The organism is Tildeniella sp. (assembly GCF_059505325.1).
In genome coordinates, this window is record NZ_JCACKI010000050.1 from 319,659 (window position 1) to 343,818 (window position 24,160).

Below are 24,160 nucleotides of genomic sequence, written 5' to 3' on the forward strand. Positions count from 1 at the left end.
TCATCATTGAGTGATTGCTACTCAGCGTCGAGTGATTGCTACTCAGCGTCGAGTGATTGCTACTCAGCGTCGAATGGTTGCTACTCAGCGTCGAGTGATTGCTACTTAGCGTCGAGTGATTGCTACTTAGCGTCGAGTGATTGCTACTTAGCGTCGAGTGATTGCTACTCAGCGTCGAGTGATTGCTACTCATCATCGAATGGTTGCTACTTGTACAGGAATGTCAGGTATTTGTGCCTGAACCTCAGTGTCTTGTCTTCTTCCTGCCTAACTTACCGTCTCTACACTTAATTCCTATGCCTCAAGTTTTTGGTAAGCTTCCCATTCATGCCCGCTCCTGGAAGGCATTAGGCGCTGTTACGTCTGTTGCACATGACGATCGCAGTGTGTATTGTCACTGTGGCGACGCGCTCCTATCCGTCACAGTGCTAACGCAATCATTGATTCGAGTGCGACTGGCACCAACTGGAACGCTGTTGCCCCGACGCTCTTGGGCAGTGGCGAAAGATGATTCAGAGTGGTCGCCCGTGTCGATCGATCTTCAAGAAAAAGAAGATGCGATCGAGATCAAGACTGACAAGCTGCTCGTCCGCATCGAACGGAATCCCTGTCGCGTCGTGTGCTTTGACCAGGCAGGCAGACCGTTTGCCGAGGATGCCGAAACAGGTATGGGCTGGTCAGAAAATACGGTGGCGGGTTGGAAAACGATCGAGACCGACGAGCACTTCTACGGCTTTGGGGAGCGTACTGGTTTGCTCGACAAGCGGGCTGAACGCAAAACCAACTGGACACTGGATGCGCTGGACTATACGACGCTGGCGGATGAGATGTATCAGGCGATCCCCTTCTTTATGGCGCTGCGTCCTGAGGTGGGTTACGGCATTTTCTTCAACACTACATTCTGGAGCCAGTTTGATCTGGGGGCAAGCAAGCCTGGTGTCTGGCAGATGGAAACTCACAGCGGTGAACTCGACTATTACATCGTCTACGGTCCTACGCCTGCGGAAATTCTAGACACCTATACGCAGCTCACCGGACGGATGCCACTGCCGCCCAAATGGTCGATCGGCTATCATCAGTGCCGCTGGAGCTATGACTCCGAAGACGTAGTGCGAAAACTGGCGCAAGAGTTCCGCGATCGCCGCATTCCCTGTGATGTGATTCACCTGGATATCGACTACATGAACGGCTATCGCGTGTTCACCTGGAGTCCTAAACGCTTTGCTAACGCAGCGAAGTTAATTAGCGAACTGAAAGAGACGGGCTTCAATGTGGTGACGATCGTCGATCCCGGTGTGAAGTACGAACCCGAAGCCGACTACGCGATTTTCGACGATGGGTTAGAGCAAGACTACTTTGTCCGTCAGGCAAATGGCGAAATCTTTCACGGCTACGTGTGGCCCGACAAGGCAGTGTTTCCCGATTTCCTCAAGCCAGACGTGCGTCAATGGTGGGGCGATGCTCAGAAAGCTCTGACAGATGTAGGCGTGGCAGGCATCTGGAACGACATGAATGAGCCTGCCATCGTTGAGCGTCCTTTTGGCGATGAGGGTAAACACATCTGGTTTCCGCTGGACTCACCGCAAGGTTCCGTTGATGAGTTAACGACCCATGCTGAGGCGCACAACCTCTATGGGTCGGGTATGTCGCAGGCTTGTGCCGAAGGATTAGAGCGGCTGCGTCCCAATGAGCGATCGTTCGTGCTGACGCGATCGGGCTTTGCTGGCATTCAACGCTGGTCGTCGGTGTGGATGGGCGATAACCAATCCTGGTGGGAACATCTGGAGCTGTCAATCCCCATGCTCTGCAATATGGGCTTGTCCGGCGTTGCCTTCGTCGGCGCTGATATTGGTGGCTTTGCAGGCAATGCGACGGCTGAACTCTTTGCCCGCTGGATGCAGGTCGGGCTGCTCTACCCGCTTATGCGCGCCCACTCCTCTATGAAGACGGAACAGCACGAACCCTGGGTGTTTGGCGAACAAACCGAACGTATCTGCCGCGAGTATATCGAACTGCGCTACCGCCTGTTGCCCTATCTCTACACGCTGTTCTGGGAAGCCGCAAACACAGGCGCACCCATCTTGCGTCCGCTGCTCTACCATTACCCCAACGATCGCCAAACCTATGCCCTGTACGATCAGGTGTTGCTCGGTGCCTCCATCATGGCGGCTCCCGTGTATCGTCCCGGCGTGGAGCATCGCGCAGTCTATCTACCCGAAGGCGTGTGGTACGACTGGTGGACAGGCGATCGCTACGACGGAGCAACCCACATTCTCGCCCACGCGCCACTGGAGCGAATGCCCCTCTACGTCAAAGCTGGAGCCATTATCCCCATGCAGCCCGTCATGCAGTATGTCGATGAACGCCCGATCGACGAACTCCGTCTCCGCGTCTGGTCAGGCGAGGGTGAATTCACCTTCTACGAAGACGACGGACACAGCTTCGACTACCGCGACGGTGCCTGGGCAACCACCACCTATCAAGTCACTGCCAATGATGACCGCACGACCATCCACATCCAGACACGACACGGCAACTGGACTCCGCCTGCCCGCACGGTGATCGTAGAACTCGTTGGCATCGGCGAACAGCGATTTGAGGATGACGGAAGCGATCGCACCATCACGTTCTAAGTTCACTCTAAAGGCTGATCGCTGACCGCTGATAGCTGACCGCTGACCGCTGACTGCTGACCGCTGACCGCTATCCCCTCTGCAACGGTGCAATACCTGCCCGATCGAGAATCTGCGGAATCAAGTCTTCGCGCTTGACTGCCATCATATGTACGCCCTGACAAAGCTGACGTGCCTGTTGCACCTGCTCAGCAGCGATCGTCACACCTTCCTGAAGCGGATCTGAGGCGCGTTCTAAGCGATCGATAATATGGTCAGGAATTTGCACACCGGGCACACAGCGGTTGATGAACTGCGCGTTTTTCGCCGACTTAAGCAAGAAAATGCCTGCGAGAATCGGCTTATTACAGCCTGAGGCAAGTTGCGTCATGAACTTCTCAAGGCGATCGAAGTCCGAAATCAACTGACTTTGAAAAAACTGTGCCCCGGCTGTTAACTTGCGCTCAAAGCGACGCTGCAACCCTGACCAACTGCCACATTGAGGATCGATCGCGGCTCCGACAAAGAGTTCCGTAGCGCCATCAGTCAATGGTTTATCGTTGAAGTCGAATCCAGCATTCAGCTTGTGAATCAGTTGCAGTAAGCGAACGGACTCTAGCTCAAAAACTCCCCGTGCTTCAGGGTGATCACCTGCTTTGATCGGGTCGCCTGTCAGTGCCAAAATGTTGCGAATGCCCAGCGCCTGAGCGCCCATCAGGTCTGCCTGCAAACCAATAGCATTGCGATCGCGGCAAGCCATCTGACAAATCGGCTCAATCCCCTCTTGTAAGAGAAGCACTGACGCTGCCAGCGACGACATCCGCAGCACTGCCCGACTGCCGTCCGTAATGTTCACGCTATGCACTCGCCCTTTCAGCGATCGTGCCATCTCAACCATGTGGGCGGGATTCCCCCCCTTCGGTGGCATCACCTCAGCGGTGATCAGAAACTCACCGGACTGAATAGCAGACTGAAAAAGACTTGGGGATGATGGCATGAGATGAAAACAATGCTTAATAAGCTTACTTATATAAGGCTATCAATCCAGGTATGAATTCTGTCTTCAAGGGCAACAATATCTTCATAGCAGAGTGCACGAATGCGACTGTAGCGTTGATCGGCTTCTTCTGCCAAAAGTTTGCGCCCTTGTCCAGTTCCCGTCAACTGAGTTGCAGAAAACTCAAGCCCCTTTCACCGTGCCAGTCGAGTCGAGCACGAGCATCATGCCCAGCATGAGCGCAACAGAACGGCACAATCCAGCCGCAGGAATAAACAGGTGAGCGTCTGAGGGGTGCGTAAGCCTGATTGGAGCACGCCAAAAGCAGCCGCTTGTAATCGTTTGACTATTTCACCCAGGCTGTGACTGGAAAAGCCAAAGCTAGCCGTATAGATTACACCCCCAGCCACAATCAAAACGTTTTGGTGCAAGGGGTGCTGGTGATAAAGGTGGACTGGGCTATGTTGGCATCAATTACTACTCTGCCAACAAAGACAAACTGCACTTGCTGCGGGTGCAAAGCCCCATTACAGGCACCTGTGAAAAGCCTGTGCCATTAGCTACAGCGGCAAACAATCTCTCTACGCTGCTGTCTCGTCCACTCTTTATAGCAGGTAGTGCTACACAAGTAATGAGGCATTGTAGTGATGGATGAAATACCAGATCGCACCAATGTGATTCTCCAACGATTTTGAGAAGGATCAGGTTTTGCTGCCCGCAGTCTCGACCTTTGAACCGTTGTTTGCCGTTGTGGATGCGACCATTCTTAACCGTGGAGGAAGCGGCACAGAGGGAGCAGGCAGGCATGGGAGGACAGTAAAAAACGCTACTTCTCCATCATTACATCTTGAGCACTACCTAGGATGTGAAAGTTTACTGCTAGCCCAACCTTTTCGCTAACGCTCTGATGACGTTCTCCTTCACCATTAGCAAGTGAGAGGTTGTAAGCAACAGCTCTTTTAGCTTTGCTGGACTCATAGTCGTCAATTCTTTCTCAATTAATTTCATCTGAAATTTTTGTTCCAGGGTCAATTCAAGATCTAATTCAGGCAGCATAGTTTTTGATGAAAATGTGATTGTTTCGTCAGTCAATCGAATTTACATTTTCCATTCAAAGGCTAACATGATCGTTTCAAATCACCTAGTACGTAAGATACACATTCGCGGTACATGGTATACCAATTCGATCAATTGCATGGTTTTCGATCAATTGCATGGTTGACCTGCTGAAACAGCAGCGATCGTGTTCATAACACGTCCTGGCGTAGCTCCGGGAAAACTTTTGCAACTTTGCTCAACACATAATCGCCATACGTACCACGGAACTCATGCACGCTGGCATTGTCCCAGCGCTGTTCCTTTGCCTCTTCAACCAGCACCCCTTTCAGGTCGATCGGGTGTAGTGCTGCATCAAAATTGGGATCGAAAAAGAAGGGAAAAGAGAGGCGATCGCGTCCTGATACATTTCTCACTCGATGCGGTGTCGAACGGTAAAACCCACCTGTAAGGCGATCGAGCATATCGCCAATATTACAGACAAAGGCATTGTCAATAGGTGGTGCATCAATCCAACCGGATTTTGATTTCACCTGCAAACCACCCAAACCATCCTGTTTCAATATTGTGAGCAACCCATAATCGGTATGCTCGCCCACACCCCAGGAAGGCGCTTCAGGACTGGTTTCTGGTGGATAGTTGAAAATGCGAAAGAGGATGAGTGGATCAGTAGTGTAGCGATCGCGGAAGTAAGCAGCGTCCAATCCTAAACTGAGGGCAATGCCAGCCATCAAGGTGTGCCCCAGTTGGGTCATGACTGTCAGGTATTCCAGCACTGTTTCACGAAACTGGGAAATCTCTGGAAACAGATTCGCTCCATGCATGGGAACCCCTTGTTGAACCGATGGATGTGCTGCGCTTAATTCCGCTCCGAAATAAATTCCTTCTTTCAAATCTGGCTGACCAGATGTTAGTTCACCGCCAACCGGAAAATAGCCACGCCAAGCACGACCACCTAATGCCATGCGAATCTGTTGTTTCGTTTCCACATCTTGAGCGAAAAACTGACGGCTGAGTTGCTCCAAGCGGTGTTGCAACGCTTCATCAATTCCATGCCCAACCACATAGAAAAAGCCCGTTTCACAGCACGCTTGTCGAATGTGGGTGGCAACCGTATTCGTTGCTTGACCTGCTACCAGAGCACTCAGATCAATTACGGGAATTTGAGAACTGTCGATCGATGATTGCGTTGTCATCGTTGCTGCCACAGAGCAAGAGGTTGTTTGATGTATTCAACAATGATGACATGAAACTGAAATGACGACAAAAACCAACCGTTTGAAAGAATACCGCGTCTAACTCTGTAATTCGTGCAGCAATCGGATTGAGATCATGCGATGTCCAGTGAATTAATGTGTGTGTAAGAAACAATACCCGATATCAAAGTTTTGCTGAGTACGCAAATGACCGTACTGTTGATCCCATACTTCCGTCTTTAAATCCCGTTGCAAACGCGACAAGCCAGAATCTCGTTCAGTAGCATTAAGCTTAGAAAATGATGAAATGCCATGACGAACTCTACGCTCTAGATACAGTTCTGGTCGTGCCCACCCAACAGCCATAAATGAGTCTGCCAGGTCGCGTGGCAATGGAAATGAAACCCGGTTGATGGCTTTACCTGTAATCGTCTTAATGTTAGATATTAAGGTTGAAATCGGCAAAAAGGTAGTCTCTACATCAATGATGAATGCAGGGAAATACTCTGTCAGCCAAAACTGACGAATCATCGCTGGATCATAAGTGAATAAAACAATTTGCCCCCTACCGATAACTCGATAAATTTCCTGCAATGCCTGACGATCGTCCTGAAAGTGGTGAAACGCAAGCATAACAATCGCTGCATCAGCAGTTTGATCCGGCAGAGGTAAGTGCTCAGCGCAGCCATCAAACCACTGAATGGAAGGATGGGAAATGGCTTGCTCCCGCATGACAGCCGATGGCTCTACTGCCAGCACCTGATAACCCTGGTTGGCTAGAGGCAAGGCATACGATCCCGTTCCAGCACCAATATCAACGACTGTTGATACTGATGAAGCTTGTAAAATCCTTAGAAGCTCGGTAACGATACGTGGATCGCTCCGCCTTGTTTGAACATAATTTCTACCGATCGTGTCATACAGCGCCATCTTCGTTTAGCAACTTGTTACACCGATTGAAGCCATGAAAATTAAACCATGAAAATATTCAGGAGCAATCATGAACGTTTGCTCCTGAATGCTCATTCATGCCGTTAACTCAAGCCGCGATCGCACTCCGCTCTTCCGCTGCACTGCGGTTGTAATTGGTGGCATCGCCTTTGATGGCTTCACTATGCCGACCGTCGATGCTGATGGGACGATCGCCAACGATCGTGACCCGTTGCACATGACGCGGCTGACCACCATAGTCATAAATGGCATAGTGTTGAGTCGCACGGTTGTCCCAGAAGGCGACATCACCAACCTTCCAGCGCCAGCGCACCGTATTTTCGGGACGAGTGACATAGGATTGCAGTAGGCGAATCAGGTCATCCGATTCGGTGGTGGAAAGCCCCTGAAGCTGACGGACAAATCCACCAATGAAGAGTCCCCGTTCGCCCGATTCGGGATGGACGCGCACGACGGGATGCAGGCTTTCATAAACCGTTGAAGTAAAGACCTTGCGATATGCCTTCAGTGCTTCAGACACATTGACGGCTGCTTCAGCATAGTCATAGGCATTACTATGAACCGCCCAGAGTTGATCAGCAAGGCTTCGTAGATGGGGTGGTAAGTCCTGGTAGGCAGTAACAGAGTTTGCCCAGATGGTATCGCCCCCTGCTGGTGGGATTTCGATCGCCCGCAGCACTGAACCCAGAGGTGGGCGATCGACAAAGGTAACATCTGTATGCCAGTTATTGGCACGGGCAGCCGTTCTGCCATAATCCAGATCGAGAATTTCCGGGTGTTCGGGTAGCGATGGTACGGTCGGGTGAGCCGTTGTGACTTCACCAAACCGCCGCGCAAAGGCAACTTGCCCCGCCGCATCCAGTTGTTGCCCCCGGAAGAAAATGACTTTGTATTGCACCAATGCTCTACGAATCTGACTAATGAAGTCATCGCTCAGATCCCCACTCAAATCAATGCCCAGAATCTTTGCGCCAATCCGTCCTGAAACGGGATGGATTTCAAGTGTTTCTGCCTGTCCCATAGTCAACCTCCTAAATGAGAAACGAATGATTAGATGATCTAACTAATAAATCAAATTTTGCGGCGATCGATGGCTTTAGTCAAGCTTTGGATTAAAACCTCCGAGGTTTAAGCGACGACACTGGTAACGATGTTTGATTTTGGTTAAAACCTCCGAGGTTTGCGTAAGCCATATCACCTACGATCCCTTAGTAGAGTGCTGCCAGCACCGTATCTGCCGCCTGACGGAGAGCCGTTGCCGCTCCTGCACTCATATCCCGTGGCGCACAAATGCGGTTTCTGATATAGGCGAGGGTAATGGCTCCTGCGGCAGCTACCAACGAATCGCTATTGTCCTTGCCACCAATGCGCCCCCAGGGGAGGGGCGTTGAATTGCCATGCAGCAAATAGTCTGCCAGCAAACGCAAATGCCAATCGATGGCTGCTCGAACGGCTGCCTCATCGCCTGCCGCTAATGCCTGCGCTCCAGAGTTCTTCAGAATATCGCCGATCGCCACATCATGGTTATCACTCAAGCGCTCGGCGGCTTCTGCCCGATGATGGTTTGCCTGTGTAATCTCCACATCCAATGGCAATGGATTGCCGATCGGTTTCACACCCCAACGGCGACGTAACAGTAAATTATTCGTCGTACTGTCCGATCGCACCCGATGATAGGCGGAGCGCTGATTAAGGGCATCAAACCAGGCATTGATACGCGGAAAACGGGAATTGCCCTTGATGGTGTAATTTCGATAGACAGGTAAGCTTGCTGCGAGGCGATCGAGATGGGGACTATACATCAAATCCGCTAAACTAAAGCTGGAAAGAAAGAAGGGACTGGGATAATTTCCCAATGCCTGCTCCAGTGTGTCTAATTTGGCTTCAAAGGTTGTTTGCAAGTCTGCCAGTTCTTTGGCATCGGTTGTTGGATGCCGCAGGAAATTATAGGCAGCACCCTTAAAACCATTGGTTTCAGCTTCTTCTACCCACTGTCGTGCAATGGCATTCTCGGCTGGATCTTGTGGGAGTAGAGATGTTTCGGGAAAGCGCTCTTCCAGCGCCAGCAGAATGTCTTTTGATTCATAGATCAGATTGCCGTTGATCTTGGCGGCGGGCACGAGGGCAGTCGGCACCAAATCCAGATACCATTGGGGTTTGTTGCTTAAGTCGATGAACTCGGTTTCAAAGGGAATTTCCTTCTCTTCCAGGGCAAACCACACGCGTTCGCAGAAGGGACACCAGGAATTGGTATCACGGTAGAGCAACACTGATGGTTTCTCACCGGGAGCAAGTTTCTGCAAACTGCTGGGAATGGGAGCAGTGGATGGAGATTGCCCGGGGCGGCGTACTCGACGGGCAGTGGTTTGGCTGAGAGCGGTTTCTAACAGATAGTCCCAGGTGGAAAGGGTTTCTCGAACTGGCATCGTTCACCTCAAAGAAGGGGTAGAGGAGTGAAGAGGGTAGAGGAGTAAAGAGACAATTGCAAGCATGAAGGTTACAGATAGAACCCTGTAGGGATTTGTCACTACCAAACCTGTACAGGGGAGCGTTCAGAGATATTAATCTACGGTAAGTCTATCAATGAACTGTATTATAGCTACATTTGAGGATCTCATAGCTAACCGAAAAAAGCAAGCCAGGGAATTGATATATAACAGTTCTCACTTAAATGCGGTACAAGTTTTTAGTTTGAGGCAGAGGACAGGAGGCAGGAGGCAGAAGAAAAACCGCAGTCCTCTTTACTTCTGCCCTCTGCCCTCTGCCTTCTGCCTTCTGTCTGTTCTCCACCATACTTCACTTGACTAGAAACCGCTATATCCGCAATGGGCACTATGCCAGCGTTTCGATCAGGTCTTTCAGCCGATTGTGCCCATCTCGAAAGACCGACCAACCATCTCCCACTAAGACAGCTTCAATGCGATTGAATGTTGCGAGACGACGAACAGAGGCGATCGCGGCTTCTCGATTTTGCAATTTGGCATCCGGTAAAAGCATCAAGCTGCCAGCACGATGGGCGCGGATCAAATCGCCTGTAATGAGGGTTGTTTCATCCAGCAGCAGCGCCAGTTCACCAGGGGTTTTGGAACCGTGTAGCTCGATCGCCTGCAACCCTGGCACGATTTCTTCACCATCCGTCAGCCAGCGAAGCGGTTTTTTGCCATCATCTGTCAGGGGAAAGGTTGTCTTCTCTCTATGAGGGGCAGCAATTTGCGCGTCTGTTCGTCGAGCGATCGACTGCGCCTCTCGCACATGATCGGAGTTAGTAATGACAATCCACTGAGCGCCACCCAATGCTATGAGATGCGACCAGTCGTGCTCTGAGAGGGGAACGGGATCGATGAGCACATTGCCTTCAGGACGAATCCAGGCAACGCCATTAAAATCAATATTCCGCTCCAGGTCGAAGCTAGACCAACTATAGAGATCGGGGCGATGGAGAGATTTCATCAGCGTTCTGAATCAATTAGGCTAATCATTAGACCATCATACAGTTTGTGAATTATTAACAGAAGACTTGTCTTTCAAACGGGACTATGAAATACTCCAGATAAATCTACTGTAAATCTAGCGACAAACCGTACTATTGTGACTGCACTGCAACTCTACTTTGCTCGATCCTCCACCTTTGCCCAGCGTACGCGTGTGGTCTTGCTAGAAAAAGGCATTGACTTTACGCCAGTTGAAATTGACTTTCAAAATAAAGCGCCAGAGTTTTTGCAATTTTCCCGCTATGGCAAAGTGCCTGCCATCAAGCATGGTGAGGTCGAACTCTATGAATCTGCCATCATCAATGAATATCTAGAAGAGGTATTCCCAGAACCACCCCTTTTGCCTCATGATCCGGCTAGAAGAGCGATCGCGCGGATCTGGATTGACTATGCCAATACTCGCCTTGTCCCAGCGTTTAACAAGTTTCTGCGCGGTAAGGATGGGCAAGAACAAGAGCAAGGGCGACGCGAATTTCTCGAAGCACTGCTGTATGTAGAGCAAGAAGGCATAGGAAAATTGTCCGGTGATGGTTCCTACTGGTTGGGAGACACATTGAGCCTGGTGGATATCAGTTTCTATCCCTGGTTTGAACGCCTACCACTACTGGAACATTTCCGCAAATTTACCCTGCCTGCTGAAACGCCTCGTTTACAAGCCTGGTGGCATGGGTTGCACGATCGTCCATCCATTCAAGCAGTTGCCAATCCAACCGATTTCTATATTGAACGGTTCACTAAAATTTTGGGTGAACCAGTTGCAGCAGTTCAGAAATAGGCTCAGAAGAAAATAAGTATATAAGGATTATGGGTTTAATAAAACCGAACACTTGCGTAGGATGTGTAAAGCCGTTCCGGCATCCCAGAAAAGCGCAGCGTAACGCATCGTCGGCGGAGATTGATGCGTTACGGCTAGTGCCTAACGCATCCTACAGAATTCGAGCTTATTTAATTCTCATTCCTAAGCTGCAGCCGTAGACTTCTCACTACTGAATTCTGAATTCTGACTACTACATTCTGCTTTGCTATGAAACTGCTTCTACCCACTGAATTTACATCTGAGTTGGAGCCAAAGTTAGCTCATCTTGATCCCGATTTGCAATTGGTCTGGGTGAATACTCACGGCGAATTCAAGGGCGATCCCAGTGATGCAGAGGTGTATCTTAACTGGTTTTATCTCAAGCCAGATTTACTCCAGCGTGTGTTGGGAGCGGCACCGAACCTGCGCTGGCATCAAACCCTTAGTGCAGGCGTAAACCATATTCTCACGCCCTTGTATTTGCAGCGTGACATTACTCTAACCAATGGGGCTGGAACATTTGGCATTCCCATTGCAGAGTTTGTGCTGACTTACATTTTGTTTCATGCCAAAAATATATCGTTTTTGCTGTCACTCCAGGCAAACCACACGTGGAAACAGAGTATTCAGCTACCAACTCAGGAAGTCTTTGGTAAAAGCCTGTTGATTATTGGCGCGGGTAAGATTGGGCAAGAAATTGCCAAACGTGCCAGCGCCTTTGGGTTAAGGGTTTGGGGTTCTCGTCGCCATCCTCAACTCACACCGGGCTTTGAGCGCGTGGTTGGGTTGGATGAATGGCGATCGCTCCTCCCTGAAGCTGATTACATCGTTCTCGCCACCCCCCTGACTTCAGAAACCCACCACTTGATTGATGAAACGGCTTTACGGGCAATGCGTTCTACTGCCTATCTCATCAACATTGCACGAGGAGCAGTGGTAGATGAGGTTGCGCTCATTCGGGCACTGCAAGAGGGCTGGATTGCAGGAGCCGGACTGGATACGTTCCACACGGAACCTTTACCTCCAGAAAGCCCATTCTGGTCTTTGCCAAATGTGTTTGTCACCCCGCATTGTTCTGGCTTTTCACCTTGCATTGTAGAACGGGCGATCGCGCTCTTTCTAGACAACTTAGACCGCTACCGGACGGGGCAACCCCTACGGAATGTAGTGGGCAAAACCTTAGGATATTAAACCCATGACACTTAAACGACGTGATGTTTTGCTTGGTTTGGCTGGTTTGAGCGTCCCGCTGATTGCCTCAAGCTGTGCCAATAACGCCTCCAATCCAACGGCTAATAGCCCGTCTGCTGAGCCTGTGGCGACCACTGCTGCTTCTGGTGCTCCAGTGCGTTTTGGCTATCAGAAATCGACGATTATTTTGAAAAGCAAAGGCGATATCGAGAAACGACTGAAAGCAGAAGGGGTAGAGGTGGAATGGAAAGAGTTTCCAGCAGGTCCACCATTGTTGGAAGCGTTGAATGCGGGCGCGATCGACATTGGTCCGGTCGGTGAATCACCGCCGATTTTTGCTCAGGCTGCGGGAGGCGATTTGGTGTATGCCGCCGCGATCGCGCCCAATCCAAAGGGATCAGGTGTTCTGGTACGCGAGGATTCACCGATTAAAGCAGTGGCAGATTTGAAGGGTAAAAAAGTTACTTTTGCGAAAGGATCAAGCGCCAACTATCTAATTGTGCAACTGCTCGAGAAAGCAGGCTTGAAGTATAGCGACATTCAGCCAATCTATCTTCCACCTGCGGATGCTCGTGCAGCCTTCGTGCAGGGAAATGCTGATGCCTGGGTGATTTGGGACCCGTTCTATGCTGCTGGCGAAACCGGGATTAAATCTCGCGTCGTTGCCGATGGCGAAGGCTTGAACAAGATTGGTGGTTACTACATTACCTCGCGCAAATTCACCACCGAACGACCCAAACTTTTGAAAGCAATTTTGGAAGAAGTGCGTAATTTAGAAAGCTGGTCAGCCCAAAACCGGGATGAAGTCGCATCTGTGCTGGTCGATGCGCTAAAGCTGGATGCAGCAGCCGTCAAAAAAGCCACGCAACGCCGACAGTTTGGGTTGCAGCCCGTCACAGATGATTTGTTGACGGAACAGCAAAAAGTTGCTGATGCCTATTATGATTTGAAGCTCATTCCTAAGAAAATCAGCATTCGTGATACGGTTTTACCACCTGACAAGGTGGCTGCCTACGCCTTGAGTTAACTTCTTGCACCAGACCAGAAACCGGGTTTCTTGCGAAAAATAAAGGCGTGAAACCCTGAATCTTTGCTTGAGAAACCCGGTTTCTTAAACGCGCCTGTTCACCGGAAAGGATGAAGTTCTGTTGTACTTCAAATTTGCATTGGTATATGAGTGAATGGAATGAGCAGCAGATCATTCAAGACCAGATTGCCTACTACGCACAATCGCCTAATATTTCGCAAATCTGGCTGGTAAGCTCTTATGCCAGCGACTAACCCTGGTAATGCAGCAACCGTACTGGTTGCATTGGCAATCACGGGTGGCATTCCCATAAGGAGCAGTGCTGGAAACATGATTAAACCTCCGCCTCCCGCTACCGAATTTAAGGCTCCACTGGAGAGAGAAGCGAGAAAGACCAGGCAACCTTGTGTAAATGTCATACTGGTCGCTGTAAAAGTTTTGCGGGGCGATATCTGTATCGTTACTGTCGCGTGATTTCAGGTTGCCTCAAGGCTCCACGGCACGATCGGGTGTACCAGAAAAAACAAATAAGGTTTCGTTGGCGGGTAACGGAGCCGATTCACCCAAATACTGGTGTAACCCAACCCCCATGTCACCCGTTACCGTCAGGCGAAAATCCACTTCCGCAAAATTAGCCGCTTTCAAGTTTTTTCGGGCGATATCGGAATAGATAATGTCGCCTCGATTACCTCGTGTCCAGGGAATGAAGGCACCGGGTTTTGCCAGAAATATCCACTCTGCGCCGTGGGCTTGCAGTTCTTGAAGCGTTCTATGGAACAGGACTTACGCATATTGACCAAAACCTCAGAGGTTGAAGCCAATATTTTGGTCAATATGCTTGATTTTTGGTTCCAACCTCCGAGGTTTGCGTAAATTCTATGAAAATCAAACAAGATTGTAGCAGTCATAGTTTCTTCGAGAGATCGATCACCACAAGCTAGAGAGGCATCATTGCAACCACTTTCGATTACCTGAATTGATTGATTGGAAAAGAAAGACTATTTGCTGTTATGAAGCGGAATAGCTACCGTAGTAGCAGTTACATATTCGCCTTACTACAATCTGGTGCGTCCTATGCTGGAGTCTTTAAGAAACCAACACTATCAACAGGGGCAACGCGATCGCGATGCTGGCTTATTGCCCAGAAGGGAAAGTTCCATTTATATGGATGGCTATTTCAAGGGCAGACCGGAAGGACTGGATGGGCTTGTGCAGTATTTCCCTTCTGTGGAGTCGTACCTGAAATGGAAATGCAAACACGTATCGCCACCATCCACATAAGTATTGAAACCGCTTACCTCGTTCCAGGCTGTTGTTCAAACACTTGCTTGAGTAGGGTCAAGCTTTCATCAATCTGAACAATCTGCTCATCCGTCAAGGAACCTAGTAAGTCGGTGATATATTTGCGGGTCTGTGCCCGATTGCTTTGGAGGTGTTCGAGTCCCGCGTCAGTCAGCTTCAACACAACGCGGCGGCGTTCTTCTGGATGATCGCAGCGATCGACAAATTGCCGTTGTACCAGTCGTTCTGTATTCGCAGATGCTGTCGCCCGTGTGACACCCAGATGTTCGGCAAGCTCGGAGAGAGAGGCACCAGGATTACGATCGAGGAATGCCAGCGTGCGAAACTGGGGGACTGTCAGTTCTTCATACGTCCCCCGTATTCGCATATCTGCCCGGATAAAGCGCATGACCATCGGCACGGTTTCCATGACTCTGGCAGCACAATTTTCTGACACCTTTTTCCGGGTAGTTTTACGCGATCCCATAGACTGACAGCGGTTCCAGCAATGAAGAGGAGGACAATGAAGCCACTACTCTACTGTAGCCGTAATCACATCTATTTTCGTAGAACTGGGGAGGGGAGGGGAGAGTTTTGAGTTACAACAGTTGTTAGTTGTTAGTTATGAGTGCATGAGCCGTTCCTGATTCCTTCTAAAAACTAAAAACTAAAAACCAATCACTTCTCTGCCTTCTCCCCTGCCTCCCCTGTCTCCTCTGTCCCTGCTCCCTCGCTACCTCCCCACATTCGGATACAGCCGCGTACAGATTACCGTCAGTACGGTTACTGCAAGCAGCAACACCGCGCAATCCAGCCCGAAGCCGTAGACGGGCGTACTGTTTGCCAGCATTACGCCCCGCAAGGCATCTACCTGATAGGTGAGGGGATTGAGGTGAGAAAGCACCTGCAACCAGGGGGGCATGAGCGCAAGAGGATAGATGGCATTGCTGGCAAAAAACAGGGGCATAGTCATGAGTTGACCGAAGCCGTTAAACCGCTCCCGCGATTTGACCACGCAAGCAATGATCAACGAGAAGATGGTAAAACAGGCGGCTCCCAGCAGCACAATCAGAATGACTCCCGCGATCGCCACAGGATGCAGGTTCAGCTTCACCCCCAGTAGCAAGCACAGGATGTAAATAATAAAAACCTGGGACAAACTGCGAATGCCTGATGCCAGAGCCTTTCCCAGCACCATTGCCGCACGAGGAGTCGGACTGACCAGAAACTTCTGGACAATGCCCAAATCCCGTTCCCAAATGATCGACATACCGCCATTAAAAATTGCCACAAACAGGACACTTTGCGCCAGAATCCCAGCCGCCATAAAGTCCAGGTAGGGCAGATTTCCAGTGGGAATGCCTCGTAGACGGGTGAAGACCTGACCAAAGATCAGCAGCCAGAGGGTTGGTTGCGCCGCTCGCAGGAAGAGATCACTGGGGTCATGGCGCAGTTTTCGTACTTCCAATTCAGTGATGACCAGCGTTTTGCGAACCAGTTCGGCGATCGCGTCCAACCAGTTTCTTTTATCGTCGAGTGACGGATCAGCCCAACCGTTGAGCCGTCCGCCGGGTTCTTGCAGTCTCACAATAGTTCACTCCTGAAGTGAGTTGATCGCCAGTGTAGTGGATGAAAACGTCATCCAGCGTGGCATTGTCTTTGTCGAGGTCTGCCTTCAAAGCCGTCGGTGTGCCCGTCACAATCACCTTGCCGCCATGCATGATGGCAACCCGCTGACACAGGTGGTCGGCTTCTTCAAGAAAGTGAGTGGTAAGGACGATCGTCGTGCCGTAAGACTCACAAAGCTGCTTTACCAGTGCCCAGACGGAAACCCGCGCCAACGGATCAAGCCCTACCGTCGGCTCATCCAGAAACAACAGTTGGGGACGGTGCAGCATGGACTGCGCCACTTCCAGCCGCCGAATCATCCCTCCCGAATAGGTGCGAACGATCCGGTGAGCCGCCTCTTCTAAGCCCATGAATGCCAGGACATCATGAATCCGTTGTCGCCGTTGCGTGGCAGGAATGTCATAGAGTTTGGCGAAGATCAATAGGTTTTCAAAACCCGTCAGTGTGCCATCAGCAGAAAGTGCCTGGGGCACGTAGCCAATCAAGCGTCGGACAGCCGCTGCTTGTCGAGTCACATCTAAGCCCGCGATCGTCGCACTCCCCGCACTGGTCGGCAGCAAGGTGGTCAGCATCTTGATCACGGTACTTTTGCCTGCTCCGTTGGGACCCAGTAAGCCAAACACCTCACCAGGAGCGACGGCAATGTTCAGATGATCGACAGCCGTCAACGTGCCAAATTGACGGGTGAGATTGTGGGTTTCCAGGATGGCATCGCTGCCGTTAGCGTCCTGGTACGAGGGTGGGAGCGATCGCCCGCTGCCTCCAATCCATCTACTCAATCCGGTTCCTCCTTCGATGAGACTACTTCATAGACTACCATCATATAGTTAGATAGTCTAACTATGTGGATTACACATCATTTGCTTGCCAAATAGACTTGAGTTTTCAAAGCATCTGTGCCATACTTCGGGTTAATCTACGGTAAATCGATCGATATACAGGTTTAATTTGCTCAGTCGGTTTAATGTAGCCTTGTCTCCTGTGTGCAGTCACAAGCGAGGTGACTGTACACGGTTTCTCCAGCCTTAATCAGGCTTCCGTCGGTTAAATCTTTAGTGCAATCCAGAATTTTAGGCTGACAATTTTCGGTAGCGATAGCCAACATCTTTAAGCTTTCTGATCTGATTGACTGACAAATCTTTTTTATAGGTTGGGTTGAACAACCTGAAACCCAACGCAAGCAGCGGTTTTGTTGGGTTACGCTGACGCTTTTCTGGTATGCCGGAACGGCCTTACCCAACCTACGGAAGCATCAGTGGTTTGGGGTTTTGTCAGTCAATCAAGCTTTCTGACATTTCCAGGCGGTTGGAGATCAGATTTTTTTATTCAATTTCGTATTGAATCAGGAGTTATTGCTAATGAGTCACTCGATCGCCAATCGCACCCTGACTACCGATGTTCTGGTGATTGGTGGTAGGACTGCCGGAACATGAGCGGCTCAGGTCTAAGTCAAGACAGCACTGATCGTCCCTCAGGTAGAAGCAACGCGAGAACTGGTGGCACTGTAATCAATCAGACTTCAACACCCGATCGTCCTATGACACTAACAAAAGATTCCATTACACAAACAACGCTGCTGCACGATCGCTATGGCACAGCGTTTGATGTTGTGTTCAACCATGCCTGGAATACGAGTCTGACGACACTCCTTTCCCATCGCTCGATCCGGGCTTACCTCTCCAAGCCGCTGCCATCTGGCACGTTGGAATTGCTCGTTGCGGCGGCTCAATCTGCGTCTACCTCCTCCAATCTCCAAACCTGGAGCGTAGTGGCAGTGGAAGATCCGGCACGCAAGGAGCGACTCTCACAACTGGCAAACGGGCAGGCACACATTCGGCAGGCTCCCCTCTTTCTAGTGTGGTTGGCAGACCTGGCGCGATTGAAGCAGGTAACTGAGCAACGAGAATTGCCCCATGCAGGACTGGAGTACCTGGAAACATTTCTAACAGCGGCGATCGATGCCAGCCTAGCGGCACAGAACGCCGCGATCGCCGCCGAGTCTCTTGGCTTGGGAACCGTCTACATCGGAGCTATGCGAAATCGTCCCGACGCGGTAGCAGCTGAGTTAGGCTTACCGCCTCATGTCTTTGCCGTGTTCGGCTTGTGCGTAGGTTATGCCGATCCTGCCAAACCAGCCGCGATCAAACCACGCTTGTCACAGACGGCAGTGCTGCATCAAGAACAATACAGCCTTGACGCACAATTGCCTGCGATCGCCGAATACAACGACATCATGAAAGCATTCTATACGAAGCAAAAGATGACGGTTGAAGGCGATTGGTCGCAGCATTCTAGCGATCGCATTGCCACCGCAGAGGCACTCCGCAACCGCGCCAATCTACGAGAAATACTCAACAAACTGGGCTTTGCCTTGCGCTAGCAGAAACCGGGTTTCTTGAGCAAATGGAGGCGTAAAACCCTCAATCTTTGGTAGAGAAACCCGGTTTATGAACCCTCATTGGACACACTCTTCTAGACACATTTATGAAATACAACCCATTGGGAACCAGTGATCTCCATGTTTCGGAAATTTGCCTCGGTACTATGACCTACGGGCAGCAAAACACCATCACTGAGGCACATCAACAACTGGATTATGCCATTGCTGAAGGGGTCAACTTTATTGATGCCGCCGAAATGTATCCGGTACCAGTCCAGGAAAACACTCAGGGGTTGACTGAAACTTATATCGGCGCATGGCTGACTCGCCAGCAACGAAACAAATTGATTGTGGCGACCAAGATTGCCGGACCAGGACGCAATTTCCATTGGTTACGCGGTGGGAAACAAGCCATTGATCGCAAAAACATTGAACAGGCAGTCAACGACAGCCTCAGACGGTTGCAAACGGATTACATTGATCTATATCAAATCCACTGGACCGATCGCTCTGCACCCCAATTTGGCGAGACAATTTTTGATCCTAGTAAAGAACGAGAAACGGTGTCGATCGCTGAACAACTCACCATTTTTGGCGATTTAATCCAGGCTGGCAAAATTCGCGCTTTAGGATTGAGCAACGAAACGCCCTGGGGTGTCTCAGCATTCAGTCATGCGGCAAGCCAACTTGGACTACCTAAAGTGGTTTCCATCCAAAATGCCTACAGCCTGATCAATCGTGTTTTTGATTCTGCCCTGGCAGAAGCTTCCTATCGAGAAAAGGTTGGACTACTGGCATACAGTCCACTTGCCTTCGGGCTGCTTTCTGGTAAATACGTCAATGACACTCCTGACAAAACCCGTTTGACCCTGTTTGAAGGCTTTGGTGGACGCTACCGCAAACCCAACGTGGAAGCAGCCGTTGTCGCCTATGTGGAAATTGCTCGTGCTCATAACATCAAACCAGCCGTGTTAGCTCTGGCATTCGTTCGCAGTCGTTGGTTTGTCACCAGTACCATCATCGGTGCAACGACCTTAGAGCAACTACGCGAGAATCTGGACAGCACTCAAGTTAACCTCGATGAAACCATCCTGGCAGAAATTGAGGCAATCAATGCCCGTTATCCCAATCCTGCACCTTGAAGCGGTCAGGAGGCAGAAGGCAGAAGGTAGCAATGGAAAAAGGTTCTCGATCATTGATAAGCTGATCGGCATTCAAATTTGCACCATCCTTATGCCTTCTCAGGCGATCGACTCTGCAACTTAAATGCTCATTAGCTCATCACTAACCACCAACAACCAATAACCGTATACCTACATGACAACTATTCAAATTTACAGCGCCAACGCCTGCCCATATGCTCACCGAACTCGCTTGGTGCTCCTGGAAAAGAATATTCCCTTCGAGTTGATAGAAATTGACCTGCAAAATAAGCCAGAATGGTTTTCGCAGATTTCTCGTTACGGTAAGGTGCCTGCAATCAAACATGGTGCTACCGAAATCTATGAATCTGCCATCATCAACGAGTATCTGAATGAGGTGTTTCCAGAACCACCGTTGTTGCCATCTGATCCCGGCAAGCGGGCGATCGCGCGCCTCTGGATTGACTACGCGAACACTCGGTTTACCAGTGCGTTTGGTAAATTGTTGCGCGGCAAAGATGAGACAGAACAGCAGCAGGGACGGCAGGAGTTAACCGAAGCGTTGCTCTATATTGAGTCGGAAGCATTGGGCAAATGGTCGAGTGAAGAACCCTATTGGTTCGGTGAGCAGTTGACGCTAGTGGATCTCACCTTTTACCCCTGGTTTGAACGCTTGCCCACGCTAGGATCCCTGCGCCAATTTACGCTCCCAGCAGAGGCTACTCGTTTGCAGCAGTGGTTGATCGGGTTGCGCGATCGTCCTTCTATTCGGTCGATTGAGAATCCAGTCAGTTTCTATCTGGAGCGTTACGCGCGGCTTGCCATTCAACCTGTCGCAGTTGGTGCAGTTCAAACGTAGGCTTTGGAGACAACTATTCTTAAAGAATGAACTGTAGCTCCAGGAAAAACTAAGTAGCTCGGTGGAATTAAAATAACCATCGTAGGATGGGCTAGCGATAGCGTAACCCATGCTGCTTAGAGGTTTGATGCGTTACGGCTGCGCCTAACTCATCCTACGTTTAATTATATTCACCTACTTAGAAGCCAGAAGCCAGGAGTCAAATGATCAGGGCTTATGCACTTTGACCAAAACCTCGGAGGTTTAAGTGGCTACATTGGTCACTGCTTAACTGCTGGTCAAAACCTCGGAGGTTTGCGTAGGTTCTAATAATTACAGTTTTTGGCTTCTAGCTTTTGCGGCATAAACGTATACACTCAAACGAGTTTTTTATAGAGACAAAGCATTTAGATTATTATCTCTTAGCTTTGCCTAAAGAAATGATGATCTAACCAGGTTACATTAACTCAACAGCAGGTGCTTGTCACTCAAAATACTAGGAAAATGTGATTTAAATACCTTCTGCATTAATAGTTAATCTACTCTTAATGATTATGAGAGGCTTCATGTCAAGCCTTTATGAGCATGAGGAATTCATATCACTTGAATCTAGATTTTTGCGAAATTTTTCTCTTACGCATTTCCTACTATAGAGGGCTTTAGCTCTTTGCTCCGAGAGCTGATTTTGCAATTAATAGACAGTAGTAGACAGTTCAACAACACTCGTTAGAGTGTTTAACAAATATTTTTATTCGTTATTCTGAGTTTTGTATAAATAGTACTTGTAATTATATTAACTACATGTGAAACTGAGCGACAACATACAGCAGAGCAATTGTTGTATGAAAAAATCTATAAATGCACTCAAGTTCGCATTTATAGAGCTGAATGCCTGAATGTCAACAAGTCGGTTTTACTGTTAGCATCTCAGGCTGTAAGTAAGTAGCCATAATTAATTCTAAAAAGGAGTTTAGGGCGGGATCTACCCTTTAGTCTCGAAGCTGTTTTTTATTTAATTATACTCATTTACTTACTTGTTTCCCTGCTGCCTATCGATTGTAGATGTCTTCGGTTTTGTAGGGATTGTCACTAGAGGTCTTGGTGTATGGAATCTGAAATTCGTGGAACTCATCTGGTTGTTGAAGGGTTGGAAAAGTCCTTTGGGACAAATGTTGTTTTGCAAAAACTCAATTTGGAGGTGATGCCAGGAGAATTTGTTGCGATCGTCGGTCGCAGTGGGTGTGGCAAAAGTACCCTGCTACGTCTCATTGCTGACCTGGAAACACCGAGTGCAGGCGGTGTTTTCCTCAATGGTCAACTGACGCAGCGCCCCAACCCCACCGTCCGGATGATGTTTCAGGATGCTCGACTCCTGCCCTGGGAATCGGTGCTGGCGAATGTTGAACTGGGCTTATTCGGCTCAACTGGAAACCGCCCTATGGCGTTGCAGGTTCTAAATTCTGTAGGTTTAGCAGAAAAGGCAGCCGACTGGCCCGCTGTTCTCTCCGGAGGGCAGCGCCAGCGGATTGCTTTGGCAAGGGCACTTGCGAGTCAGCCCCGTTTATTACTATTAGATGAACCGCTAGGAGCACTGGATGCGTTAACTCGCATTGAAATGCAACAACTGCTGGAAGAACTATGGCAGGAAAAACAATTTACGTCACTGCTGATTACTCATGATGTCGAAGAAGCCGTTGTGTTAGCCGATCGCGTCATTTTGATTGAACATGGTCAAATTGCACTGAATGTGCCAGTAAAGCTGCCACGTCCCAGACAACGGGGTCGTGCCATCTTCGCTCAAACAGTTGAAACCATTTTGCAGCGAGTCATGTTGAAGGAAAGCAATCAGGCAAATGCTTTGGCGATCGCTCATGAATATTCAGTTTAAGAGTATTTAGGAGATTTAAATTGATGAGTACACTCGGAGTTAAAGCAAATTTGAGCCGTCATCGTCGGGCACGACCGCTGATTGACCTAAGCAATCCTAGTGTCAGAACCTTTCTGCCCTGGGCATTTCCGGTTGGCGTACTCGTGCTCTGGCAATTGCTTTCAGTCTTTGGGTTGATCCCAACTCAAGTTCTACCTTCACCCTTGAGTGTTGTCACCGCAGCAATTAATCTAGCCAAAACGGGTGAACTGTTTGTCAATATTGGTATCAGTTCCCTGCGTGCTGTGAGCGGCTTCATTGTCGGTGGCAGCATTGGATTTATTTTAGGGCTATTTAATGGACTCTCCCGTCTGTCCGAAACCGTGTTTGATACGACGCTTCAAATGTTGCGAACCATTCCCAACCTGGCGCTCTTACCGCTGGTAATTCTGTGGTTTGGTATTGGTGATGAAGCACGCTTGTTTCTGATCTCGCTGGGTGTCATGTTTCCCATTTATTTGAATACCTTTCATGGGATTCGGAATGTTGATCCAGGACTAATTGAAATGGGTCAGGTGTATGGTTTGACTCGCTGGCAGTTGTTCCGCAGGATCATTCTTCCGGGTGCCATGTCATCCATTCTCATTGGTGTCCGCTTTTCTCTAGGCATCATGTGGTTAACGCTGATCGTAGCCGAGACGATCGCAGCCGATTCTGGCATTGGGTACATGGCAACGAACGCACGCGAGTTTATGCAAACCGATGTGGTTGTTCTGGCGATCGTGCTGTACGCCCTCTTCGGAAAATTGGCAGATGCAATTGCTAGAGCTTTGGAACGTTCCTGGCTGCGTTGGAACCCTAATTATCGAGATGCTTAAATCGATCGCCCTACCGCTTGTGATGAAAGCTGCAATGAATCAGAAGTGGAAGCCTCGCTCCGTTTGGAACCGTGTGATAGTCGGAGTAAGCACGATCGCGTTATCTGCTTGTTCAAAGACCCTGGATACGGCAAAGCTAGAAGGTGACATTCAACAAATGGTCATTCGGCAGGGTGGGGTTTCGCTCAAAACAGTATCCTGTCCAAAGAAGGTTGCCTTAGCTGCGGGTCAGGGTTTTGATTGTGTGGGAACACTTGATTCTGGCGATACATTGGCAATTCCAGTTAAGCAAAGCGATGCGAACGGCACGACCACATGGGAGATACCGAGCGCGAAGGGACTCTTAAATCTGACTCAATTGGAATCATTGTTTCAACAAACCATTCAACAGCAAGGACAGTTCTTAAGCATTGATTGTGGCAAAGGTTATCGATCGGTGAAACCAGGCGATCGCTTTGAGTGTAAAGTTGCTAAAGCTTCAAGAAAAGCCGTTCAAACTCAGAAGGCTGCTGGGAAAAAAGCGATCGATCCGAAGCAGCCAGAAACCATTATTGTCACGGTTGATCCTCAAAACAACGTGAATTGGCAACAGGTATTGCCTGCCCCTGCGGTAGCGGTTGCCAGTGCAAATCTTCCAGCATCGGCTAACTCTACGCCTCAACCAATACCGACGATCGCGGCACAAGACCGGGCAAAGCTGGCTCCAGAGATTTTGCAGAAACTTGATCAGATCGGTGGTGGTGATAGCGAGTAAGGTAGAAGAATATTTTGTGGGCGTTGCTGAATACAGGTATGATTTTCCCTCATCCCCAACCCTTCTCCCCAGGG

The 24,160-nt window shown here is 49.6% G+C and carries 24 protein-coding genes and 3 pseudogenes; 12 read left to right on the plus strand and 15 right to left on the minus strand.

The features are described from left to right. Positions 1-296: 296 nt before the first annotated feature. On the plus strand, positions 297-2,633 hold the full coding sequence (locus tag AC5JO6_RS17890) for a glycoside hydrolase family 31 protein (RefSeq protein WP_496082416.1): 2,337 nt from the start codon (positions 297-299) through the stop codon (positions 2,631-2,633). 70 nt (positions 2,634-2,703) lie between these two features. Here AC5JO6_RS17890 and AC5JO6_RS17895 read toward each other — a convergent pair whose 3' ends face one another. Together AC5JO6_RS17895 and AC5JO6_RS17900 are read right to left on the minus strand one after the other, a co-directional pair. Next, a complete protein-coding gene (locus AC5JO6_RS17895) occupies positions 2,704-3,609 on the minus strand; it encodes a methylenetetrahydrofolate reductase (RefSeq protein WP_496082417.1) in 906 nt (301 codons plus the stop codon). 29 nt (positions 3,610-3,638) lie between these two features. After that, a complete protein-coding gene (locus tag AC5JO6_RS17900; RefSeq protein WP_496082418.1) occupies positions 3,639-3,776 on the minus strand; it encodes a hypothetical protein in 138 nt (45 codons plus the stop codon). Positions 3,777-3,947: 171 nt separating this feature from the next. Between AC5JO6_RS17900 and AC5JO6_RS17905 the strand changes: the two are divergent. Then, positions 3,948-4,219 (plus strand): annotated as a pseudogene (locus tag AC5JO6_RS17905) (phosphate-binding protein); the annotation flags it as partial. Positions 4,220-4,229: 10 nt separating this feature from the next. On the opposite strand, the pseudogene AC5JO6_RS17910 reads toward AC5JO6_RS17905, so the two are convergent. The 8 genes and pseudogenes from AC5JO6_RS17910 to AC5JO6_RS17945 form a co-directional block, all read right to left on the minus strand. Then, positions 4,230-4,310: pseudogene (locus AC5JO6_RS17910) on the minus strand (IS1 family transposase); the annotation flags it as partial. Between the two features lie 19 nt (positions 4,311-4,329). Continuing rightward, positions 4,330-4,416: pseudogene (locus AC5JO6_RS17915) on the minus strand (IS1/IS1595 family N-terminal zinc-binding domain-containing protein); the annotation flags it as partial. 72 nt (positions 4,417-4,488) lie between these two features. Further along, positions 4,489-4,665 (minus strand): NblA/ycf18 family protein, encoded by a 177-nt coding sequence (locus tag AC5JO6_RS17920; protein WP_496082419.1) that lies wholly within the window; start codon positions 4,663-4,665, stop codon positions 4,489-4,491. Between the two features lie 191 nt (positions 4,666-4,856). After that, positions 4,857-5,861, minus strand: coding sequence for an isopenicillin N synthase family dioxygenase (locus AC5JO6_RS17925; protein WP_496082446.1), 1,005 nt, complete (start codon positions 5,859-5,861; stop codon positions 4,857-4,859). 153 nt (positions 5,862-6,014) lie between these two features. Continuing rightward, positions 6,015-6,791 (minus strand): class I SAM-dependent methyltransferase, encoded by a 777-nt coding sequence (locus AC5JO6_RS17930; protein WP_496082420.1) that lies wholly within the window; start codon positions 6,789-6,791, stop codon positions 6,015-6,017. Between the two features lie 109 nt (positions 6,792-6,900). Beyond that, the gene (locus tag AC5JO6_RS17935) at positions 6,901-7,833 is read right to left on the minus strand and encodes a TauD/TfdA dioxygenase family protein (protein WP_496082421.1); all 933 of its coding nucleotides are present in this window, start codon (positions 7,831-7,833) and stop codon (positions 6,901-6,903) included. Between the two features lie 187 nt (positions 7,834-8,020). Further along, positions 8,021-9,238 carry a glutathione S-transferase family protein gene (locus tag AC5JO6_RS17940; RefSeq protein ID WP_496082422.1) on the minus strand — a complete coding sequence of 406 codons (1,218 nt, stop codon included), beginning with the start codon at positions 9,236-9,238 and terminating at the stop codon, positions 8,021-8,023. A 406-nt stretch (positions 9,239-9,644) separates the two neighbouring features. Beyond that, on the minus strand, positions 9,645-10,262 hold the full coding sequence (locus AC5JO6_RS17945; protein ID WP_496082423.1) for an MBL fold metallo-hydrolase: 618 nt from the start codon (positions 10,260-10,262) through the stop codon (positions 9,645-9,647). A 138-nt stretch (positions 10,263-10,400) separates the two neighbouring features. Between AC5JO6_RS17945 and AC5JO6_RS17950 the strand changes: the two genes are divergently transcribed. The 3 genes from AC5JO6_RS17950 (at position 10,401) to AC5JO6_RS17960 (ending at position 13,317) form a co-directional block, all read left to right on the plus strand. Next, positions 10,401-11,078, plus strand: coding sequence for a glutathione S-transferase family protein (locus tag AC5JO6_RS17950; RefSeq protein ID WP_496082424.1), 678 nt, complete (start codon positions 10,401-10,403; stop codon positions 11,076-11,078). Between the two features lie 249 nt (positions 11,079-11,327). Further along, the gene (locus tag AC5JO6_RS17955) at positions 11,328-12,290 is read left to right on the plus strand and encodes a D-2-hydroxyacid dehydrogenase (RefSeq protein WP_496082425.1); all 963 of its coding nucleotides are present in this window, start codon (positions 11,328-11,330) and stop codon (positions 12,288-12,290) included. Positions 12,291-12,294: 4 nt separating this feature from the next. Then, positions 12,295-13,317 (plus strand): sulfonate ABC transporter substrate-binding protein, encoded by a 1,023-nt coding sequence (locus tag AC5JO6_RS17960; protein WP_496082426.1) that lies wholly within the window; start codon positions 12,295-12,297, stop codon positions 13,315-13,317. 128 nt (positions 13,318-13,445) lie between these two features. On the opposite strand, the gene AC5JO6_RS17965 is transcribed toward AC5JO6_RS17960, so the two are convergent. Together AC5JO6_RS17965 and AC5JO6_RS17970 are read right to left on the minus strand one after the other, a co-directional pair. Then, the gene (locus AC5JO6_RS17965) at positions 13,446-13,736 is read right to left on the minus strand and encodes a TSUP family transporter (protein WP_496082427.1); all 291 of its coding nucleotides are present in this window, start codon (positions 13,734-13,736) and stop codon (positions 13,446-13,448) included. Positions 13,737-13,803: 67 nt separating this feature from the next. Then, complete coding sequence (locus AC5JO6_RS17970; RefSeq protein ID WP_496082428.1) at positions 13,804-13,962, minus strand: hypothetical protein; 159 nt, start codon at positions 13,960-13,962, stop codon at positions 13,804-13,806. Positions 13,963-14,391: 429 nt separating this feature from the next. Between AC5JO6_RS17970 and AC5JO6_RS17975 the strand changes: the two genes are divergently transcribed. Beyond that, entirely contained in the window at positions 14,392-14,598 is a 207-nt protein-coding gene (locus AC5JO6_RS17975) for a hypothetical protein (protein ID WP_496082429.1), read from the plus strand. Positions 14,599-14,611: 13 nt separating this feature from the next. On the opposite strand, the gene AC5JO6_RS17980 is transcribed toward AC5JO6_RS17975, so the two are convergent. The 3 genes from AC5JO6_RS17980 to AC5JO6_RS17990 form a co-directional block, all read right to left on the minus strand. After that, positions 14,612-15,085 (minus strand): MarR family winged helix-turn-helix transcriptional regulator, encoded by a 474-nt coding sequence (locus tag AC5JO6_RS17980; RefSeq protein WP_496082430.1) that lies wholly within the window; start codon positions 15,083-15,085, stop codon positions 14,612-14,614. A gap of 246 nt (positions 15,086-15,331) precedes the next feature. Beyond that, a complete protein-coding gene (locus AC5JO6_RS17985; RefSeq protein WP_496082431.1) occupies positions 15,332-16,186 on the minus strand; it encodes an ABC transporter permease in 855 nt (284 codons plus the stop codon). Next, positions 16,143-16,994: an ABC transporter ATP-binding protein gene (locus AC5JO6_RS17990; protein WP_496082447.1), complete on the minus strand. Its 852-nt coding sequence runs from the start codon at positions 16,992-16,994 to the stop codon at positions 16,143-16,145. The genes AC5JO6_RS17985 and AC5JO6_RS17990 overlap by 44 nt, the downstream gene beginning before the upstream one ends. A 770-nt stretch (positions 16,995-17,764) precedes the next feature. On the opposite strand from AC5JO6_RS17990, the gene AC5JO6_RS17995 reads away from it, so the two are divergent. From AC5JO6_RS17995 to AC5JO6_RS18020, 6 genes are all read left to right on the plus strand, one after another. Then, a complete protein-coding gene (locus AC5JO6_RS17995; protein ID WP_496082432.1) occupies positions 17,765-18,607 on the plus strand; it encodes an NADPH-dependent oxidoreductase in 843 nt (280 codons plus the stop codon). Between the two features lie 104 nt (positions 18,608-18,711). Then, the gene (locus tag AC5JO6_RS18000; RefSeq protein ID WP_496082433.1) at positions 18,712-19,749 is read left to right on the plus strand and encodes an NADP(H)-dependent aldo-keto reductase; all 1,038 of its coding nucleotides are present in this window, start codon (positions 18,712-18,714) and stop codon (positions 19,747-19,749) included. Between the two features lie 175 nt (positions 19,750-19,924). After that, positions 19,925-20,608 (plus strand): glutathione S-transferase family protein, encoded by a 684-nt coding sequence (locus tag AC5JO6_RS18005; protein ID WP_496082434.1) that lies wholly within the window; start codon positions 19,925-19,927, stop codon positions 20,606-20,608. A gap of 1,084 nt (positions 20,609-21,692) precedes the next feature. Beyond that, positions 21,693-22,475: an ATP-binding cassette domain-containing protein gene (locus AC5JO6_RS18010; RefSeq protein WP_496082435.1), complete on the plus strand. Its 783-nt coding sequence runs from the start codon at positions 21,693-21,695 to the stop codon at positions 22,473-22,475. Positions 22,476-22,498: 23 nt separating this feature from the next. Next, entirely contained in the window at positions 22,499-23,332 is an 834-nt protein-coding gene (ssuC, locus tag AC5JO6_RS18015) for an aliphatic sulfonate ABC transporter permease SsuC (RefSeq protein WP_496082436.1), read from the plus strand. After that, the gene (locus AC5JO6_RS18020) at positions 23,325-24,086 is read left to right on the plus strand and encodes a DUF4333 domain-containing protein (protein WP_496082437.1); all 762 of its coding nucleotides are present in this window, start codon (positions 23,325-23,327) and stop codon (positions 24,084-24,086) included. The genes ssuC and AC5JO6_RS18020 overlap by 8 nt, the downstream gene beginning before the upstream one ends. Positions 24,087-24,160: the final 74 nt, after the last annotated feature.

Excerpts from the sequence above, each read along its gene's own strand:
- AC5JO6_RS17890 (WP_496082416.1), top strand. The coding sequence starts at position 297 with ATGCCTCAAGTTTTTGGTAAGCTTCCCATTCATGCCCGCTCCTGGAAG.
- AC5JO6_RS17895 (WP_496082417.1), bottom strand. The coding sequence starts at position 3,609 with ATGCCATCATCCCCAAGTCTTTTTCAGTCTGCTATTCAGTCCGGTGAG.
- AC5JO6_RS17920 (WP_496082419.1), bottom strand. The coding sequence starts at position 4,665 with ATGCTGCCTGAATTAGATCTTGAATTGACCCTGGAACAAAAATTTCAG.
- AC5JO6_RS17925 (WP_496082446.1), bottom strand. The coding sequence starts at position 5,861 with ATGACAACGCAATCATCGATCGACAGTTCTCAAATTCCCGTAATTGAT.
- AC5JO6_RS17930 (WP_496082420.1), bottom strand. The coding sequence starts at position 6,791 with ATGGCGCTGTATGACACGATCGGTAGAAATTATGTTCAAACAAGGCGG.
- AC5JO6_RS17935 (WP_496082421.1), bottom strand. The coding sequence starts at position 7,833 with ATGGGACAGGCAGAAACACTTGAAATCCATCCCGTTTCAGGACGGATT.
- AC5JO6_RS17940 (WP_496082422.1), bottom strand. The coding sequence starts at position 9,238 with ATGCCAGTTCGAGAAACCCTTTCCACCTGGGACTATCTGTTAGAAACC.
- AC5JO6_RS17945 (WP_496082423.1), bottom strand. The coding sequence starts at position 10,262 with ATGAAATCTCTCCATCGCCCCGATCTCTATAGTTGGTCTAGCTTCGAC.
- AC5JO6_RS17955 (WP_496082425.1), top strand. The coding sequence starts at position 11,328 with ATGAAACTGCTTCTACCCACTGAATTTACATCTGAGTTGGAGCCAAAG.
- AC5JO6_RS17960 (WP_496082426.1), top strand. The coding sequence starts at position 12,295 with ATGACACTTAAACGACGTGATGTTTTGCTTGGTTTGGCTGGTTTGAGC.
- AC5JO6_RS17965 (WP_496082427.1), bottom strand. The coding sequence starts at position 13,736 with ATGACATTTACACAAGGTTGCCTGGTCTTTCTCGCTTCTCTCTCCAGT.
- AC5JO6_RS17975 (WP_496082429.1), top strand. The coding sequence starts at position 14,392 with ATGCTGGAGTCTTTAAGAAACCAACACTATCAACAGGGGCAACGCGAT.
- AC5JO6_RS17980 (WP_496082430.1), bottom strand. The coding sequence starts at position 15,085 with ATGGGATCGCGTAAAACTACCCGGAAAAAGGTGTCAGAAAATTGTGCT.
- AC5JO6_RS17995 (WP_496082432.1), top strand. The coding sequence starts at position 17,765 with ATGACACTAACAAAAGATTCCATTACACAAACAACGCTGCTGCACGAT.
- AC5JO6_RS18000 (WP_496082433.1), top strand. The coding sequence starts at position 18,712 with ATGAAATACAACCCATTGGGAACCAGTGATCTCCATGTTTCGGAAATT.
- AC5JO6_RS18005 (WP_496082434.1), top strand. The coding sequence starts at position 19,925 with ATGACAACTATTCAAATTTACAGCGCCAACGCCTGCCCATATGCTCAC.
- AC5JO6_RS18010 (WP_496082435.1), top strand. The coding sequence starts at position 21,693 with ATGGAATCTGAAATTCGTGGAACTCATCTGGTTGTTGAAGGGTTGGAA.
- ssuC (WP_496082436.1), top strand. The coding sequence starts at position 22,499 with ATGAGTACACTCGGAGTTAAAGCAAATTTGAGCCGTCATCGTCGGGCA.
- AC5JO6_RS18020 (WP_496082437.1), top strand. The coding sequence starts at position 23,325 with ATGCTTAAATCGATCGCCCTACCGCTTGTGATGAAAGCTGCAATGAAT.